General features: G+C 35.2%; 19 protein-coding genes and 1 pseudogene. 15 read left to right on the forward strand and 5 right to left on the reverse strand.

Annotation, left to right across the window (positions count from 1 at the left end; genetic code table 11):
• The first annotated feature begins 10 nt into the window (after window positions 1-10).
• From PW220_RS03870 to PW220_RS03935, 14 genes and pseudogenes are all read left to right on the forward strand, one after another.
• Window positions 11-1,336, forward strand: a complete 1,326-nt coding sequence (locus PW220_RS03870; RefSeq protein ID WP_248054479.1) for an LCP family protein — start codon at window positions 11-13, stop codon at window positions 1,334-1,336.
• Window positions 1,337-1,401: 65 nt separating this feature from the next.
• Window positions 1,402-2,757 (forward strand): 23S rRNA (uracil(1939)-C(5))-methyltransferase RlmD, encoded by a 1,356-nt coding sequence (gene rlmD, locus PW220_RS03875; RefSeq protein WP_248054478.1) that lies wholly within the window; start codon window positions 1,402-1,404, stop codon window positions 2,755-2,757.
• A 391-nt stretch (window positions 2,758-3,148) separates the two neighbouring features.
• Window positions 3,149-3,319: a hypothetical protein gene (locus PW220_RS03880; protein WP_002941306.1), complete on the forward strand. Its 171-nt coding sequence runs from the start codon at window positions 3,149-3,151 to the stop codon at window positions 3,317-3,319.
• A 108-nt stretch (window positions 3,320-3,427) separates the two neighbouring features.
• On the forward strand, window positions 3,428-3,523 hold the full coding sequence (locus tag PW220_RS03885) for a 23S rRNA methyltransferase attenuation leader peptide (RefSeq protein ID WP_248054477.1): 96 nt from the start codon (window positions 3,428-3,430) through the stop codon (window positions 3,521-3,523).
• Between the two features lie 124 nt (window positions 3,524-3,647).
• Window positions 3,648-4,385, forward strand: a complete 738-nt coding sequence (erm(B), locus tag PW220_RS03890) for a 23S rRNA (adenine(2058)-N(6))-methyltransferase Erm(B) (protein WP_002321849.1) — start codon at window positions 3,648-3,650, stop codon at window positions 4,383-4,385.
• A 169-nt stretch (window positions 4,386-4,554) separates the two neighbouring features.
• Window positions 4,555-4,815 (forward strand): annotated as a pseudogene (locus PW220_RS03895) (topoisomerase DNA-binding C4 zinc finger domain-containing protein); the annotation flags it as partial.
• A 116-nt stretch (window positions 4,816-4,931) separates the two neighbouring features.
• On the forward strand, window positions 4,932-5,828 hold the full coding sequence (locus PW220_RS03900) for a ParA family protein (RefSeq protein ID WP_001809760.1): 897 nt from the start codon (window positions 4,932-4,934) through the stop codon (window positions 5,826-5,828).
• Window positions 5,829-5,898: 70 nt separating this feature from the next.
• Complete coding sequence (locus PW220_RS03905; RefSeq protein ID WP_002321610.1) at window positions 5,899-6,114, forward strand: peptide-binding protein; 216 nt, start codon at window positions 5,899-5,901, stop codon at window positions 6,112-6,114.
• A gap of 16 nt (window positions 6,115-6,130) precedes the next feature.
• Window positions 6,131-6,403, forward strand: a complete 273-nt coding sequence (locus tag PW220_RS03910) for an antitoxin (RefSeq protein ID WP_000301765.1) — start codon at window positions 6,131-6,133, stop codon at window positions 6,401-6,403.
• Between the two features lies 1 nt (window position 6,404).
• Complete coding sequence (locus PW220_RS03915; protein ID WP_002333464.1) at window positions 6,405-7,268, forward strand: zeta toxin family protein; 864 nt, start codon at window positions 6,405-6,407, stop codon at window positions 7,266-7,268.
• A gap of 440 nt (window positions 7,269-7,708) precedes the next feature.
• Window positions 7,709-8,026, forward strand: coding sequence for a hypothetical protein (locus PW220_RS03920; RefSeq protein WP_002333463.1), 318 nt, complete (start codon window positions 7,709-7,711; stop codon window positions 8,024-8,026).
• A gap of 576 nt (window positions 8,027-8,602) precedes the next feature.
• Complete coding sequence (locus PW220_RS03925; RefSeq protein ID WP_074391901.1) at window positions 8,603-9,802, forward strand: phospholipase D family protein; 1,200 nt, start codon at window positions 8,603-8,605, stop codon at window positions 9,800-9,802.
• A 104-nt stretch (window positions 9,803-9,906) separates the two neighbouring features.
• Complete coding sequence (locus PW220_RS03930) at window positions 9,907-11,622, forward strand: N-6 DNA methylase (protein ID WP_248054476.1); 1,716 nt, start codon at window positions 9,907-9,909, stop codon at window positions 11,620-11,622.
• Window positions 11,623-11,888: 266 nt separating this feature from the next.
• Window positions 11,889-12,215: a BREX-1 system adenine-specific DNA-methyltransferase PglX gene (locus PW220_RS03935; RefSeq protein ID WP_248054475.1), complete on the forward strand. Its 327-nt coding sequence runs from the start codon at window positions 11,889-11,891 to the stop codon at window positions 12,213-12,215.
• Between the two features lie 47 nt (window positions 12,216-12,262).
• On the opposite strand, the gene PW220_RS03940 is transcribed toward PW220_RS03935, so the two are convergent.
• From PW220_RS03940 to PW220_RS03945, 3 genes are read right to left on the reverse strand one after another with little or no spacing between them, the layout of a single operon-like run.
• Window positions 12,263-13,906, reverse strand: a complete 1,644-nt coding sequence (locus PW220_RS03940) for a DUF2326 domain-containing protein (RefSeq protein WP_248054474.1) — start codon at window positions 13,904-13,906, stop codon at window positions 12,263-12,265.
• A complete protein-coding gene (locus PW220_RS10335; RefSeq protein ID WP_029185874.1) occupies window positions 13,890-14,120 on the reverse strand; it encodes an ABC-three component system middle component 7 in 231 nt (76 codons plus the stop codon). Before PW220_RS10335 ends, PW220_RS03940 begins: the two co-directional genes overlap by 17 nt.
• Window positions 14,104-15,285 (reverse strand): ABC-three component system protein, encoded by a 1,182-nt coding sequence (locus PW220_RS03945; RefSeq protein ID WP_248054473.1) that lies wholly within the window; start codon window positions 15,283-15,285, stop codon window positions 14,104-14,106. Before PW220_RS03945 ends, PW220_RS10335 begins: the two co-directional genes overlap by 17 nt.
• Before the next feature lie 363 nt (window positions 15,286-15,648).
• Here PW220_RS03945 and PW220_RS03950 point away from each other — a divergent pair, with 363 nt between their 5' ends.
• On the forward strand, window positions 15,649-16,254 hold the full coding sequence (locus PW220_RS03950) for a hypothetical protein (RefSeq protein WP_248054472.1): 606 nt from the start codon (window positions 15,649-15,651) through the stop codon (window positions 16,252-16,254).
• 39 nt (window positions 16,255-16,293) lie between these two features.
• Here the strand turns inward: PW220_RS03950 and PW220_RS03955 are convergent, their stop codons facing one another.
• Complete coding sequence (locus tag PW220_RS03955; RefSeq protein ID WP_248054471.1) at window positions 16,294-18,249, reverse strand: DNA polymerase; 1,956 nt, start codon at window positions 18,247-18,249, stop codon at window positions 16,294-16,296.
• Window positions 18,250-18,483: 234 nt separating this feature from the next.
• Window positions 18,484-19,032, reverse strand: coding sequence for a DUF2815 family protein (locus tag PW220_RS03960; RefSeq protein WP_248021803.1), 549 nt, complete (start codon window positions 19,030-19,032; stop codon window positions 18,484-18,486).

Here is a 19,032-nt window from a genome sequence, read left to right on the forward strand (position 1 = left end):
AGATGAACGTATGACGAAAAACAAAGGAATCTTAACCCATCATGAAGAGTTGAGGTTGGATTATTTACATAAAAATATCCATTATTTAAATGATAAAGAGCGGAAGGAGTTGGACTATCTTCTCTATAAGAAGGAACTTCGTATCCGACATGGGAAACCGAAAAAGCAAATGAATGATGAAAGTCCTTTGTTTTCTGAGGACTTTGTAGGTGATGACTGGTCTGAGGAAGTTGCTAAGGCAGATGATGACCTTCTTCCAGCCTATCCGGATACTAGGTCCAGAAGAAGTAGAAGAAAAAAGCAGATTAGTGAGAGAGCAGAATTAGTGGACTATGTCCCTAAAATGCCACTGAAACCAAAGAAAAGAAAGAAATGGGGAGTAAAACGGATTTTCAGGCTCCTAGCCGTAGTCCTTTTGTTATTTGTTTTTGCTTTGGGCTTTAGTTTCATTAAGGGCCTGAATAGTGTGAGTGAGCAGCCTACTGCTGAAGTATTTAACGGGGTCAGTTCTGCTAATGGTACCAATATTTTGATTTTGGGTACGGATGGACGTGCAGGTGAAAGCACGGACGAAATACGGACAGATACCATTATGGTCTTAAATATCAATAATGCAGATAATAAGGTCAAACTGGTTAGTTTTATGCGGGATACCTTGGTCGATATTGAGGGTTATGAGTATAAATTAAATACCGCCTATACCCTTGGAGAGCAGGATAATCAGCAGGGAGCTGAAGAAGTTCGTAAGGCTTTGAAAAACAATTTTGATATTGATATTGACTATTATGCTATGGTTGATTTTGCAACTTTTGCGACAACAATTGATACACTCTTTCCAGAGGGGGTGACTATTGATGCACAATTTTCAACCATAGATGGAGAAACGGTTAGCTCGGTGGAAGTGCCAAATGATTTGCAGCTGGAGGAAAATGCCCCAGCCTATCAAACCATTCAGGTTGGTGTTCAACAAATGGATGGTAAGACCTTGCTTAACTACGCGCGTTATCGTTCAGATGATGAGGGGGATTTCGGTCGTACCAAGCGTCAGCAACAAGTCTTGTCGGCTGTCATGACCCAGGCTAAAAATCCTATGAAGCTCTTCTCAGGGGCGGAAGCACTTGGTAAAGTAGTGGCGATGACCCCAACAACAGTTCCCCAGGCCTTCATGCTCTTTCATGGACCGGGAGTTGTTATGGATGCAGCTAATGGCATCGAACGCATCACCATTCCTGAAAATGGGGATTGGATTGACGATTATGATATGTATGGTGGCATGGCTTTGCGAGTTGATTTTGAAAAGTACCAACAGCGCTTAACTGATTTGGGCTTACGATAAAAAATGTGATATACTAGAGAGTGACTTCGGTCACTTTTTTAGTGTCCAAAATAGAAAGTAGTACTATGTTAAAGAAAAATGATGTTGTTGAAGTAGAAATTGTAGACCTAACTCATGAGGGGCAGGGGGTTGCCAAGTTGGATGGTTTTGTCTTTTTTGTGGACAATGCACTGCCAGGTGAGAAAGTGTCTATGCGTGTTCTGAAGCTTAAGAAAAATATTGGTTTTGGTAAGGTGGAAGCATGGCAGAGCTACTCACCAGACCGTAACCAAGATCTGGATTTGACCTATCTAAGAACGGGTATTGCAGACCTGGGGCATTTGAACTACCCAGCCCAGCTTAAATTTAAGAAAAAGCAAGTTGAAAATAGTCTGCGCAAGATTGCGGGCATTTCAGAAATTGTAGTCGAAAGTACTCTCGGTATGGATAGTCCTCTTGCCTATCGTAATAAGGCAGCGGTTCCTGTTCGTCGTGTCAATGGTCAGTTGGAAACGGGCTTTTTCCGTAAAAATTCGCATGATTTAGTACCGATTGAAGATTTTTATATTCAAGATAAGGAAATTGATAGCTTGATTTTGGCTACTCGTGACCTCTTACGGAAATTGGATTTGAAGCCTTACGATGAAAAGGAACAGACAGGACTCGTTCGAAATATTGTCGTGCGTCGTGGTCATTATTCGGGTCAGCTGATGTTGATTTTGGTTACAACTCGACCAAAGATTTTCCGTGTTGAAACCTTGATTGAACGGTTGATAAGTCAGTTTCCAAATCTAGTTTCTATTATTCAGAACATCAATGATCAGAAAACCAATGCGATATTCGGTCAAGAATTCCGTCTTTTGCATGGCAGTGAAACCATTGTAGACAGCATGTTGGGGAATGAATTTGAGATTTCTGCTCCCTCTTTCTATCAAGTCAATACTGTAATGGCCGAAAAACTCTATCAGACAGCTATCGATTTTGCAAATTTGTCAGCAGATGATGTCGTAATTGATGCCTATTCTGGAATTGGAACTATTGGTCTGTCCTTTGCCAAACAGGTCAAGCATGTTTATGGTGTGGAAGTCGTTGAGAAGGCTGTCCTTGACAGTCAGAAGAATGCTGCTCGAAATGGAATTGACAATGTGACCTATGTCTGTGATAGTGCAGAATCCGCTATGCAAAAATGGGTGGCAGATGGAGTCAAACCGACTGTGATTTTTGTCGACCCACCACGAAAAGGTTTAACAGAAAGTTTTATCAAAGCAAGTACTTCTGTAAAACCAGTGAAAATCGTCTATATCTCTTGTAATGTGGCAACCATGGCGCGTGATATTAAGCTTTATGAGGAATTGGGGTATAAACTGACTAAGGTACGGCCGGTGGATTTATTCCCAAATACGCATCACATCGAGTGTGTTGCTCTGCTCGTAAAAGCCTAGACACCTTGGAACGAAAGGGATAATGAAAAGCCTTGATTGCAAGGCTTTTTGCTTTATGGTGGGTAAGTATCAGAGTGAGAAAATTTTTGGAATGAGTAGAAGTGATAGCTAGAAATTATCAGTTTCTATTTCCATTTACCCTGTGGGTACGTGTTTGTTTCCATTGACAAGGAGTTTGTGGGAATAGAAATGTACCCACCTTGTTTGAATCAAGTGAAGTGTAGTTGAAGGAAATCTGTTGAAAGCAATACTTCATTTTACCGAATAAGTAATAATTTAGGCAACTTCAAATCGATTAAAAAAAACTATTTTAAAGGTTAAGAGTAGACAAAAATTGTCCACTCTTTTTTGTAAACTCAATTTATCAATAAATGAAATGAGGGAATGTAAAATGAAATATTTTGAGGTTGAGTTAGAAAATCCTGATGAATTTTTAAAACTACAAACAGAAGATTTTGTGAAAGCTAATCGCTTGCTACTAAGGAAGATAATCCAGAGCGTTACAGTCTATGAAGAACACTTCGTCATATCCTTTAAATCTGGCATCGAATTGGAAGTATGAGACTCATTCCATAACTTTTATATTGAACATATCATCTTGTTGTGTTATACTATAAATTGAAGTTAAATTAGATGCTAAAAATTTGTAATTAAGAAGGAGGGATTCGTCATGTTGGTATTCCAAATGCGTTATCAAATGCGTTATGTAGATAAAACATCTACTATTTTGAAACAGACTAAAAACAGTGATTACGCAGATAAATAAATACGTTAGATTAATTCCTACCAGTGACTAATCTTATGACTTTTTAAACAGATAACTAAAATTACAAACAAATCGTTTAACTTCTGTATTTGTTTATAGGTGTAATCACTTCAGGAGTGATTACATGAACAAAAATATAAAATATTCTCAAAACTTTTTAACGAGTGAAAAAGTACTCAACCAAATAATAAAACAATTGAATTTAAAAGAAACCGATACCGTTTACGAAATTGGAACAGGTAAAGGGCATTTAACGACGAAACTGGCTAAAATAAGTAAACAGGTAACGTCTATTGAATTAGACAGTCATCTATTCAACTTATCGTCAGAAAAATTAAAACTGAATACTCGTGTCACTTTAATTCACCAAGATATTCTACAGTTTCAATTCCCTAACAAACAGAGGTATAAAATTGTTGGGAATATTCCTTACCATTTAAGCACACAAATTATTAAAAAAGTGGTTTTTGAAAGCCATGCGTCTGACATCTATCTGATTGTTGAAGAAGGATTCTACAAGCGTACCTTGGATATTCACCGAACACTAGGGTTGCTCTTGCACACTCAAGTCTCGATTCAGCAATTGCTTAAGCTGCCAGCGGAATGCTTTCATCCTAAACCAAAAGTAAACAGTGTCTTAATAAAACTTACCCGCCATACCACAGATGTTCCAGATAAATATTGGAAGCTATATACGTACTTTGTTTCAAAATGGGTCAATCGAGAATATCGTCAACTGTTTACTAAAAATCAGTTTCATCAAGCAATGAAACACGCCAAAGTAAACAATTTAAGTACCGTTACTTATGAGCAAGTATTGTCTATTTTTAATAGTTATCTATTATTTAACGGGAGGAAATAATTCTATGAGTCGCTTTTGTAAATTTGGAAAGTTACACGTTACTAAAGGGAATGTAGATAAATTATTAGGTATACTACTGACAGCTTCCAAGGAGCTAAAGAGGTCCCTAGCGCCTACGGGGAATTTGTATCGATAAGGGGTACAAATTCCCACTAAGCGCTCGGGACCCCTTGTAGGAAAATGTCCTAAGTGTGGCAACAATATTGTATTAAAAAAATCGTTTTATGGTTGTTCAAATTATCCTGAATGTACCTTCACTTTAGCTGAACATTTTAGAAAGAAAAAACTCACCAAAACAAATGTAAAAGAATTACTAGAGGGAAAAGAAACCCTGGTAAAAGGAATCAAAACGAAAGATAGAAAGTCCTACAATGCCGTTGTAAAAATCGGAGAAAAGGGATATATTGATTTTATCTCTTTTTCAAAATAAGCATAAAAGCCCTTTAAAGAGGGCTTTTATATATTAATCACAAATCACTTATCACAAATCACTTATCACAAATCACAAGTGATTAATCACAAATCACTTGTGATTTGTGATTCCTAATGATACAATATTACTATACAAAAAAAGAATGGGGCGTAGTTATGGAGAAGGAAGAACTCAAAATACTTGAAGAATTAAGACGTATTTTAAACAGTAAAAATGAAGCGATTGTTATCTTAAACAATTATTTTAAAGGTGGTGTTGGAAAGTCAAAATTATCGACTATGTTTGCTTACTTGACAGACAAATTTAATTTAAAAGTTTTAATGATCGATAAGGACTTACAAGCAACATTGACAAAAGACTTAGCAAAAACATTTAAGGTAGAATTGCCACGTGTTAATTTTTATGAAGGACTGAAAAATGGAAACTTGGCTTCTTCTATTGTTCATTTGACTGATAATTTAGACTTGATCCCTGGCACGTTTGATTTGATGTTACTGCCAAAATTAACTCGCTCATGGACTTTTGAAAATGAAAGTAGATTGCTTGCTACTCTTTTAGCACCTTTAAAAAGTGACTATGATCTCATTATTATTGATACTGTACCAACGCCAAGCGTTTATACAAATAATGCAATCGTGGCAAGTGATTACGTCATGATCCCTTTACAAGCAGAAGAAGAAAGTACAAACAACATTCAAAACTATATTTCCTATTTGATTGATTTACAAGAACAGTTTAACCCTGGACTAGATATGATCGGTTTTGTTCCTTATTTAGTTGATACGGACAGCACAACGATAAAATCAAACCTGGAAGAACTGTACAAGCAACATAAAGAAGATAACTTGGTTTTCCAAAATATTATCAAGCGAAGTAATAAAGTAAGTACCTGGTCTAAAAACGGCATTACAGAACACAAAGGCTATGACAAAAAAGTTTTATCTATGTATGAGAACGTATTTTTTGAAATGCTTGAGCGAATCATTCAATTAGAAAACGAAAAAGAATAGAATCACAAATCACTTGTGATTTGTGATTGTTGATGATAAAATAAGAGTAAGAAGAAATAGAAAGAAGTGAGTGGTTGTGGGAAATTTAGGCGCACAAAAAGCAAAACGAAATGATACACCAATCAGTGCAAAAAAAGATATTATGGGGGATAAGACGGTTCGTGTTCGTGCTGACTTGCACCATATTATAAAAATCGAAACAGCAAAGAATGGCGGAAACGTAAAAGAAGTTATGGATAAAGCCTTAGAAGAATATATTCGGAAATATTTACCTGACAAACTTTAAAAGGAGTGAAAATGAAATGGCAGTTACTTATGAAAAAACATTTGAAATAGAGATCATTAACGAATTATCGGCAAGCGTTTATAATCGAGTATTAAACTATGTTTTGAATCATGAATTAAATAAAAATGACTCTCAATTATTGGAAGTCAATTTATTAAACCAATTAAAGCTTGCAAAACGTGTAAATCTTTTTGATTATTCTTTAGAAGAATTACAAGCCGTTCATGAGTATTGGCGGTCAATGAATCGCTATTCAAAACAAGTTTTGAATAAAGAGAAAGTGGCTTAATATGGCAAATATAGTCAATTTTACTGACAAACAATTTGAAAATCGCTTAAATGATAATTTAGAAGAATTGGTTCAAGGAAAAAAAGCGGTTGAATCGCCAACCGCTTTTTTACTTGGTGGGCAACCAGGGTCAGGGAAAACGAGTTTGCGATCAGCAATTCTTGAAGAAACACAAGGGAATGTTATTGTCATTGATAATGATACCTTTAAACAACAGCACCCTAATTTTGATGAACTAGCGAAACTTTATGAGAAAGACGTAGTAAAACACGTTACCCCTTATTCTAATCGCATGACAGAAGCGATCATAAGCCGTTTAAGCGATCAAGGCTATAACTTGGTGATTGAAGGTACAGGACGAACAACAGACGTTCCCATTCAAACCGCAACAATGCTTCAAGCCAAAGGTTATGAAACAAAAATGTATGTCATGGCAGTACCTAAAATCAACTCATATTTAGGAACAATTGAACGATATGAAACCATGTATGCAGATGATCCAATGACAGCCAGGGCAACACCAAAACAAGCGCATGATATTGTTGTCAAAAACTTACCGACCAATTTAGAAACCCTTCATAAAACGGGCTTATTTAGCGATATAAGGCTTTACAATAGAGAAGGAGTGAAACTCTATTCAAGCTTAGAAACGCCTTCCATTAGTCCGAAAGAGACCTTAGAAAGAGAATTAAATCGTAAAGTATCAGGGAAAGAAATTCAACCGACTTTGGAGAGAATAGAGCAAAAAATGGTTCAAAATCAACACCAAGAAACCCCTGAATTTAAAGCAATTCAACAAAAATTGGAAAGCTTGCAGCCACCTACACCACCAATACCCAAAACACCTAAACTTCCAGGACTTTAAACCTTAAAAAAGGAAAAGAGTAGTTACCAAAAAACGGTAACTACTCTTTTTTTATAAAAACATTTCCTCATGTTTTAAAAGCTGATCGAGAAATAAAGCACACAACGGTATTCTTTCTTTTTTCAGTTGGTACATTTTGCAGTCTGTAACGTGTCATTTACTGTTTGTTACCTTAACATATCCAGTCGAAAACACAAGGGTATATAAACGAGCAAGCTCGCCCTTGTGTTTTCTTTGTGTCTATGTTGCGTTCTCGTCACAGCAAACGACACGAACACACTGGCGAAAATGAACCAACAAAACGAAAAAAGAAAGGAGCGTATACTGTAATTTATTTCTAGCTTTTAAAACATGAGGAAAACAGCTTCACTTCCTCAAACGCCTAACAAAAATGGTTGTCAAAAAACTAAAAATCAAAAAAAAGAAAAGAGGAAAAGAAAATGGAAAAAACAAAAAAATTACAATTAGAAGATTTTACAGAAAATGAGTTTTTTGGAACACAAGAACAGAAATATCTAAAAGCTCAAGTAAGAGAAGAGCTAAAAGAGCAAGGCTTTATCATAGATAGCAGTTTTGAGGGCGATTTTAAAACATGGATAGGTGTATACGCAAGACCAAAAGATAAACCGACCTACTTAGACCCTCAAAACGATAAAGAAGCAGAAGAACAAGAGCAATATTCTATTAACGGCTTTAAACAAGATTTTAGCGAATGGTTTGAGTGGGAAATAAAAAATTTGAAAATTAAAGAAATGTAAAAAAAAGCCTAGCAAAAAAAGCTAGGTTTTTCTTTTAGGTAAAACACCAAAAAGAAAAACCTAAGAAGGATAAAATAAGTTGTTCCACTTGCGGTGCAGTTGCTCCTCGTTCCAAACCCAACTTATTTCTTTGCAAAGATATTTGTATTTGACTAACACCTTTCCTCGAATGGTAAAAGCTAAAGCAATTAAAAAAGGAAGAACAAACATTAAGAACAAGCTCGATTAATATCTAAAAGATTTGCAAGCTCTGATTGAGAGTATTTTTTCTCGTTTCTTCTTTCTTTTAGACGAATCCCTGAAAACATGATGTATCACCTCTGTTGCTTTATTATGCAACAATTATACCTGAAAAAGAGTTGAACTTCAAGGATTTTGTTATTTTGACTTTAGATTGCGAATTTCTACAGATTAAAATAAAAATCTGTAGTATTTTCTGGGATATAAAACACATTTAAAGTTATAATATTCGAGTTTGGTTTGTTTTCTTTAAAATAAATCTGTAGATTTTTGTTGTACAATGCTACAGATTTTTGATATAATTTTTTAAAATATATTTTGTGTCGAGGAGAAATTATGGCAAAAGTAGATTATTCAATTCAACGTTTAGATGATATAAGTTTTGCAGATATTGTTAAGGAAACACTGTGTAAGAAACATAACAAAGCAATTTATTATTCTGCGTTTCTAAGAGAGGACAGTGTGTTAGAAATACGGGAGTTACTTGAAGAGGAGACTGATTTTACTGCTGTTATTGGTATTAGAAATGGTTCAACTTCATCCCAGGGATTAAGAGCGTTAGTTGATACTGGCGTAAGTGTTTTTGTCGTTGATACAGGGTCGCAAACAACTATTTTTCATGCGAAATCATTGTTATTAATTGATGAAGAAAACGAGAGGGCTTATGCAGTAATTGGTAGTTCTAACTTTACCGTAGGTGGTTTTCATAGGAATATTGAGAATAACGTAAGTTTAGAGTTAGACTTAACCGATGATTCTGATAAAAAATTTTATGATGATTTTCTTAAAGGATATCAACAATTGTTGTCTTTTGTAGATGCTGAAAATGAAGATGGGGTAAACACAAGTAACGTTTTAAAAGTAGATAATAATAATCTTGTGGATGACTTGCTTTCAGATGGACGAGTAATTGACGAAACAATTAATAGGGTAAAAATTAGTTTAGGTAAATCTTCTATTCGTAGTAAGACAGTCAAACAAATGAAACTTACTCCTATTAAGAAAAAGCAAAATTTAACTAAGAATTCAAAAAATAATGATGGAGGTATTAAGGTTAATAAAACAAGTCCTGTTTTAACATCTACATTATCAGGAACAGTAAGTGAAGTATGGAAATCCAAGGAGCTGAAAGAAAGAGATTTAACAATTCCTTCTAATAGTAGAACTAACTCAACAGGTTCTATGCTAATGAAAAAAGGAGCGTATGATATTGATCAGCAGAGCTATTTCTACAATGAAGTGTTTAACCAACTTATTTGGTCGAATCGTGAAGGTAAACCGACATATAATTATTTTACAGAAGCTAAATTTCACTTCATTATAGAAGGAATTGAGTATGGACCATATACATTAACATTGAAATATGATGAGAGAACCGATACGAAGAGTTATCAGCAGAAACAACCGAATGTAAGTTTATCTTGGGGTGAAGCAAGAGATATTATAAAAAATCGTAATCTGTTAGGAAAAATAATGACTCTTTATAAAGTTGATGGAACAACGGATGAGTTCTTAATTGAAATTACTGGTGAATAGGTTTACTAATTTTCTTATGTGTTGATATAAATCCAAGCCTATGCTAATATCGTCACACAATAGAAATTGTGAAATATATGGCTTTTTGAAAAGGAGCGAAGAAAGTGTTATTAAAAGAAAATGCATCAATTGAGAAGTTAAGTGGACGGTATTTTACCCCACAATTAATAGCAGATTTTGTTACAAAGTGGGTTTTGAATCAAGAAACTAATATCAACAAGATCTTAGAACCGAGCGTAGGTGACGGAGTATTTTTAAGGAGTCTTAGATCTGAAAACGTAGATAAATCTTCTAGTATTCTTGCAATTGAAATAGATGAGGAAACTTCTCATATAGCAGCTCAGTTAAGTAGGTTTCATCATATTTCTGGTTGGCATCAGAAAAATCAAACAGAGGTTGATGGGGACTCGTTAAATGTCGTGGTCAATGATGATTTCTATCATGCTTACAAGAATGGATTAGATAAGATGAGATTTCAAGGAATCTTGGGAAATCCTCCTTATATTAGATATCAATACTTAACTGAAGAACAGAGAGAAGAACAAAGTGAGATTTTAACTAAAAACAAAATGAAGCCCAATAAATTAATCAATGCCTGGGTTTCATTTACAGTAGCATGTATTAGTTGTATGGATAGTTCGAGTCGAATTGGGTTAGTCATTCCTGCGGAATTATTACAAGTAAAGTATTCAGAGGATTTGAGGAAATTTTTACTAACAGAACTTAATAGATGTACCATAGTTACATTTGATGATTTAGTGTTTGATGATATAGAGCAAGAAGTGGTTCTTCTTCTTGGTGAAAAAATAAAAGGTGACAAAGAACATTCTATAAAAGTTGTACCTTTTAAAAATGCAGATGATTTACAGGAACATTCATTAAATGAGTTTGAGTTTATGAATGTTGATAAAGAATCTAATAAGTGGACAAGATATTTTCTAAATAACGAACAAATTCACTTAATTAATACCATTAAGCAAAGTAATGAATTTGTTGAATTTTCAGATGTTGCTAAGTGTGAAGTTGGAATTACAACAGGTAATAATGCATACTTCTGTATCAATGAAGAAATTGTGGAAAAATATGACTTAAGAAAGTATTGTAAACCATTAATAGCTAGAAGCGTAAATATTAAGGGAGTCCAATTTCAAAAAGAAGATTGGGAAGAAAATATTGAGTCAGGGGCTAGAACATACTTATTGGATCTCAGTCCATATGAAAAAAGTGAATTTAAAGATGGTGTGAATAATTACATAAAATGGGGAGAAGAAAATAGCCACAATACTTCTTATAAAACGAGAATTCGTGATGAGTGGTACAAAGTCCCTTCAGTGTGGAGTCCAGATATTTTCTTTTTGAGGAGAAATTACCAATTCCCTAAAGTTATGTTGAATACAGAAGAAGTATCTGCGGTAAGCACAGATACAATGCACAGAGTTAGGTTGAAAAATCATGCTGATGGGAAAAGATTAATTGTTGCCTACTATACAACTGTTGGTTTGTTATTTTCAGAGCTTGAGGGGAGAAGTTATGGTGGAGGTGTACTTGAAATATTACCTAGTGAGGTCTCAAAGATAATGCTTCCGAATATTTTTGATGCAAAGAAAGTAACAGATGCTGAGATTGATATTCTATTTAATAAAATTGACGAATTTATTCGCCAAAACGGGAGTGATAATATCGAAGTGCTAATAAATGAGTTAGATAATAAAATATTAGTTGAAAAGATTGGTTTAGAGATTAACTCTGTGATAGAACTCAGAAAAGCTTGGAAAAAATTACAAAATCGAAGGCTTTCACGAGGAAGAACAGCACAGTAATCGTTCCTGATTACCTAAACTGTAGTTGTAGCTATGATATTGTTGTTGATAGTGATATTTTTACTGAATGTGCGAATATCAATGGAACCGATGTTCCAAATAGCTACATTCCATTAGTAAAAGGGAGTTTGAAAACTCCATATCATAAGCCTGAAGTAGATTGGTATATTAGATGGGATAAAAGTGAGATTAATGATTATCATGTTTTTTAAAAAGCACGATTTCAGAATAGTAGCTATTATTTCAAATATGGCATTGCAACTCAAATGCTTAAAAGTAAAAAAGTTCGTGCTTGTCTAATGGAAGACAGTGTATTTGATCAAAGTATTGTAGGTATTTTTCCAAAAAAATCATCAGATTTACTATTTATTTTAGCATTGCTTAATTCTGCTATAGTCAATGAAATTATTCATTCTATTAATCCAACAGTGAATAATTCAGCGAATTATCTAAAACGTATTCCTATACCAAAAATAAACGAAATTGATAGACAACAACTTAACAAACTTGTATTAGGTATTGTAGATAATCATGAGGACAATCAGAGGGAGCTTGATGAGCTCTTTGATAGACTATATGCTAAATTGAGCTAAGAAAAAAGGTTGGGACTCCATCGAGAGTTCCCAGCCTTTTTTCATAGCTATTCTGATATTTTATTATTCCAAGCACTACCAAATAACTCTCCTCCATTTGGATATAACCTAAGTACCTCGGTTTGTTTTAGAATTTCTTGGCATTTTTTTGAATATGATTTTTCTTTATCAAAAGTGATGAACACTTGCTTTTTTTGTTCAAGATAGCATTGTAAGATGCCTTCCAGTCCTTCATCTTGAATTTGTTTTAGAAAGAATGAGTCATGACCAATAATCGGAAGGTTAGTAAGTTGTAGCATAGCTATATCAAAAAGAATAAGTCCTTTATACTCAGAACCAGTTCCCCTATCTTGTGGAGTGTAAAACTCATAGGATTTTGCTGATTTTAATGATATTTTAGGACTGGTTTTAGTACCATTATAGATTTTATCATTTATGGTAGACATTCTTGAATTGAGTCTTTCTTCAATATCATCCAGGATGGCTCTCATTAGTTGATTATAGGCATTATTTAAAGCGCGGATTTCATCCGACAGCTTTTCTTTTTGTTTAAAACTTTCATTGGAATCTCTAAGTTGAGTGATTTCTCGTTGTAAATAAGCATACTGTTCCAATATTGACTGAGAGACGTTTGATACGTTACTAATTTGGGATATTTTATCCTCTAATTGATTCACTTGAGAATTAGTTAGATTAATAAGGTTTTGTAATGTTTTAGCCGATTCTCTGTATTCTGCACTTAAAACGGATGTCAGTTGCTGATGGAAGGACTCAATTTCAGAAATCGTTTTGATGTCTACATTAGGAAAGAATTGTTGTAGCGATTCAAAATCTTTTTGAAATTGCTGCCTTTTAGGATTGCGTTCTGCTTCAAAGCTTCGTTTTTGAGACAATAAGCTAGAGCGCTGGCGTTTTGCATCAGATAATTGATGTCTAAGTTCTGACAATTGTTGTGCCTGAATAGAGTCTAAATCAACCAAACCGCTATCACTTTCTCTGGTAAGTTGATTTATTTCCTGTTCTAGTTCTTGTATTCTTTTTTCGTTGTCCTTATATTCAGTTTTATTCTGGACTGTAGCAATGAACTTATATTTTTGAGCAGCCACAAAGACTTTCTTTCTATCTTCAGCATCTTCGATATATTTTTTCTGCTGCTCTATTTCACTATATCTATTGAACAAACGTAATAGTGTATCGATACCCTGTTTATCTGGGGAGTCTTTTGCAGCTTTTAGTGGTTTCTTATTATCGATAGTTTCTCTGCCCCAAGCACGTATAAAGGGACTTATGGAGGCTCTAAACTGAATGAACGGATAGTTCATTTTATATTTTTGCTTTAGAAATTGACAGTATGCTTCCTTATCTAAACGTTTAATAACCGTATAGTTACTGTCACATTTATTGAAGGTAGTAGAATTATCAGTTGAACGAGAGAAGTAGTATGACTGGTTATCAAAAACGAATTCATATTTAATTGTATGATGGCCTACGTTTTCAACAATATCGTAGGCTTCTTCGACATAGTCACTTCCTCCAAAAATAAAATCAACTATTAGAAGGAAAGTAGACTTACCAATAGAGTTAGCAGCATTTTCGCTACCCATGACTGTATTTAATCCAGGATGAAATACGATTGGCTCTCTAATTTTTCCTTTTTCTAAAAATTTATCACAACTAATTTGTTTTAACATAATACAGCATCCCGTTTTCATTCATATCGATTTTCTTAAGAGCATATAGACAGGTCACTGCATCAGTAAATAGCGTGATACTGTCTATTTTTTTATAGAGTTTTATATAGAGTTCTCTTGGAGAATAATCATTATTTCGTAGTGCTTCTAAGATGATGGGAAAGAGAGGCAATATGCTTTTCTTATAAGAAACTGCTTTATTCGGTAATTTCATTGAACACCTCACAATTTTGGATAAAGTAAGATACGATAATTTTACATGCGTCTAAATGTCCATTGCTCAGTTTTGATTGATTTAAGAGCCAATTGGCAAGATTTTCTACGATCTCTGGTTGTGAGAGATTGGTATTAGCTAATTGAGTAAAAACTTTTTTTATATCACATTGAATCATTATGAAATTACTATTTTCAGCAAACAAGTCTTTTATGTATGAGAAATAAGTAAGTACGTGATATTGAACTGTTCCCCTTAAAACACTATGCTCAGGTAAGATTTTCTGATTGAGTTTAAGGGCGGTCATATTCAGGGTTGTTGAGCTTGAGCTTCCAGTATAATCGTTTAGTGCATCTATGACTTCGGTGATTTGTGTTTCAAGATTTCCGTGATTCATAACTTCTTGAATCTCAGTTAACTTCTGAATTTCTTGTTTAATGGACAGTAACTTTTTATATTCGTCAATATCAGCATAGTTTTCATACTCGTTAGCGTCTTGAATACATAATGGGATTTTATTATCGTATGAATCTAATTTAGCTGGCGGGGGCATGAAATTCTTAAATTTATCTGCAGTATCCTTGTCAAGATTGGAAGAGAATATCTCTACTATTTTGTATGCTCGGATTGTAGTGTCTTTTTTTTGACGTGTTAATGGTTTCTGACAGAGAGGACATTTATTACGAACCTGTTGTAAAAGCTCAATATCCTCAATTCTAGGTGCAGAATCAGTCATCTTATTCGTCTTGTTAAGGGCATATAGAAAAGAATAAGTTAAAAACTCAACTTCTTGCCCATTTTTTAAGTATCTTGCTAGTTCATCATACTTTTTCGGAGATGCTTCTGAATCACTGTTGATGCACTTTAATATGTTGTCGAAAATATCTTGCTTATTATGTATGCGTAAGTCAGAACAGATATTCTTTTCAAAATTTTTTAGCGTTGCTTGGATAATATTGTAATCGTTTGAAGCTTGGATAAAAGCACTATCAACTTCAATTTTTCTTTGTACGAGGCGAGTAATTTTTCGATCATCTATTGATGTTGTAATACCATTTAAATTAGATAACGGCTCAAGTAGTGTTATACCAAGCGGCCCCTGCTTTAAAGTTGTCATCCCAGGTAACAGAAGTTTTAAATATGAGGAAAAATTAAATTCTTGCAAATAATATTCTCCTTTCAATGAAAAAATTGGTCACAAATTGGTCAAAAAGAGGACAAATACTTTTTGATTTCATTATCTTACAATAGCAATGTAAGTAAGTTACTCGAGATTTCTAGTTTTCTCTTATTATATCACGAAACTTTCATAACGTGTGAAATTTCTTTGTAATGGCTTACATTTGCATGAAACCTATATTCGTTTGCTAGCACGACTTGAGGTGTAGGTATCAAAATTCAAATATCAGTATTTCAAGTCTACTGATTGTATATTAAGCAAAGGAAGTGCTTATGCAATCAGAATTAAATATTTTTGTTGAGTCAATTGTCTCATTTTCTTTGCTATGCGATGAAAGCGAGACAAAATATGGCAAACCAAGTCAACCATAGTCAATCTAACAATAATCCCTACCGTTATGAATCCCAGAAATCATATGATGATCGTCCTTGTCTGTCGGGAGAAGTGCTAGCACCATTTGTTATTAAGGATAAAGTGATGCTAAGTGTGCTGAAAATCAATCGTAATAATTTAAGAACCTTTAAATTTGGAGGTAAATCAGTATTAGTTGGTTTTGTACCAGTTACTCTAGAAGAGTTTGATATCACTATGAAAGTATTCAATGCTGATGTTCATGAGTATCTAAGTCGCCATTCTAGGAGTAAACTTGATACAACATCACTTGAAGAAATGATGGAAAGCAAGGATGGTATGAGGTCGTGTGGCTATGATCCTTCAGCTATTTCATCCTATGAAGAAACACTTATGCTGAATGAAACTTTGAAGGAGTTGATTGAAGTAGTATATCAACGTAGTCCTAAGCATGGCAAAATTTTAAAACTGATATATGGTAATTATGAGATTACCAAGCAAGAAATCATCGCCAAAATGGGGATGAAAAAGACGCAAGGTTATGATGCAATCAAGAAAGCACATGCACTCGCAAAGGAGGTATATAAAGAACTAAATCAATAATTGAAAATCGCCATCTCGTATTGAGATGGCGATTTTTTGCTAGTCTTTCTGATAGAATAAGCATTCGTATCCGTCGGCGTGAAGATTAATATCGGAAATCCAGTCTGGTGCAATTCCCATTAATGATGCAATCTCATCAATTTTTTGTTCCATAGGACATTCAATTATTACTTCATCATGGACATGGCCTACAATATTAAACTCTTTCAGTCGCTTCAAAGAGTAAGCAAGAATGTCTCTACTGATAGCTTGGACAATGTTCTCCACAAATTTTGGACCATAACTTTCTAGTCTCTCCCAACGTTTGGCAGTTCCAGTCCCTTCGTAGGTGACAGACTCTCCACCGAACTGGTTATCGTCAATTCTTGGTTTGATATATGATAGTTTACGACCAGATGGTAGGGTGATGAATAAAATGCCACTTTTAACTTCAAATTGAATACCGTGAGTTGATGTTGGAATTAGTTCCTTTACAGCAGTCTTTACAGCATTATCGACATCCCACCATAAGAGAACGATATTCGGATTTGCTTGACGCCATGAATTTACAAGTGGTTGAAGTTCTTCCTCCGATAGTCCCATATCAATGGCACCCATGGCTTTGAGTGCACCGACTGAACCACCATATCCACAAGCAAGCTCCGCAATTTTCCCTTTTTGTCTCAATTCAGAATTTTGTCCATGTTTTTCAACTGGTACTCCAAACATCTGAGAAGCGGACATACAGTAGATGTCATTTCCTTGTTCAAATACTTTACTGCGCCATCTCTCTTCAGCTAAGTGGGAGAGTACACGAGCTTCGATAGCTGAAAAGTCGCAAACAATGAATTTCTTTCCTTCACTTGGAACGAAAGCGGTACGGATAAGTTGCGATAAGGTATCCTGAGTATCGTAGAGTAGCTCAATAGCTTCTAAGTCACCTTTTCTAAAAAGTTCCCTAGCTTCCCCAAGGTCAGGAAGATGGTTCTGAGGTAGATTCTGAAGTTGTACCAAACGACCAGCCCAACGTCCAGTTCGGTTTGCTCCGTAAAATTGGAACATCCCCCTTGCTCTACCATCCTTACACACACAGTTCATCATAGCCTGGTACTTAGAGACACTTGATTTGGCAGCTTGCTGACGAAGTTTGAGAACTTGAGCAGTTGTTTCATCAACCGTTTTGAGGAGTCCTTTCACAGCTTTTTTATCTAGAGAATCAGTAGTTACTCCATGTTCACGTAACCAGCCAATCATCTGCAGAACAGAGTTGGGATTTTCAAGACCTGTTAATGCTTTTAACTCTTCTTGAATTTTGGCTTTGCTCTCTCTGTCTATTTTTATAGCGGCTTTTACAAAGTCAACATCTATGCCAATACCACGGTCATTAATAATCTGATCCTGGTGGTACTCATCCCAAACAAAATCAGGTACTGGGAAGTTTTTCAGTCGTTCCTTGATAGCCAATTCGACCTCAACATCACGTCTGTTGTAATCGATAAAGGCAGACCACTTGTCAGGCGCGTGATGAGGAAAGTTACGAATTCGTCCCCCATTGACTTTGGTAGGCTTACAAGGCACGCAGAAGTAGCGAATGAGGTCAGCCCCCTCTCTCATCTTTTTGTCTTTTAGTTTGAGAACTGTTCCAACTCCTTCTAAGGAAAGTGGGAGTCCTAAATATGCGGACCAAATCATGCTACACCGCCATGAATTAGGCGAGAGAAATCCATCTAATAATAATTCAGGATGATGTTTCTTGAGCCAGTTGGACAGACAAATTCGCTCAAATGAAGCGTTGAATGCCCATTTGATGACTCTATCGTCTACTAAAGCTTCAAGAATATCTTGTGGTAACTTCTCTTTATTAAAGTCGTAAACAGTCACTGGTCCATTATCAACAGAAACCGCAAACAAAAGGAGTTCAAAACTGTCATCTTCCGCATAGCGATAGACACCAGATTTTCGTAGGTCAATTTCGCAATAGGTTTCAATGTCGATGCTGAGTTCTTTAATCGGCATAGTTTGTCCTTTCTGAAAAAGGTGACAGAAGTACTGCCACCTTGAGTTCTATTTGTTTTTTCGACTGAGTGGTATTTGACTAAGTTTCTCTTTCTTTCGTTTAGCCCTTCGTTCCATTTCATTTCGAATGTCATCTCTAATGGTCATATACCCGAAGTATAGTCCGATTAGCACCCAGAGACCCATAATAGTACAAGTTAAAATAGTATACATCATCAATCTAATTCTCCATTTCTAGTTCAAAAAGTCATCATCGTCCTCTGTCGCAAAATCATCCTCAGCACGAGTGCGTCCACCGAGGGGTTCACCATCACGCAATTTTTGCAAGTTATTCAAACCGCAAGCAATGCCTTTGTTGCCATTGGAATTAAATGCATAAAAGGTGATAGAAGCACGACCATAGATACCTGAGTAGAGTTCAGACGTATCGATAATTTCTTGGCGGTTGCCATCAACGACTCCAGGTTTGTGTGGAGAGTTGGCATTTACGAAGTAAGCATTTTTGTAAGCTTCATCATCAGGGCGTTCAAGGTCACCATCACGAAGTGGAGTTTTCAGAGTAGATAATGCAGGTACTGATTTGCCATTGCCTTTGAGTTTTGACTCACCTTCTTTATAGGCTTGCTCAATGGCTACTTTGATCTTGTTAATGGTAGCAGTATCCTCTTTTGGGATGATGAGTGAGGCACTGTACTTGGGAATACTACCGTTAATCGACTTTGGCTCATTGGCATTTAAGTAGCTGAAGCGAGTGTTTGGTCCTGTAATTACTTTAGTTGTCAT

Source organism: Streptococcus sp. 29892 (assembly GCF_032594935.1).
Taxonomy (GTDB): Bacteria; Bacillota; Bacilli; order Lactobacillales; family Streptococcaceae; genus Streptococcus; species Streptococcus hyiners.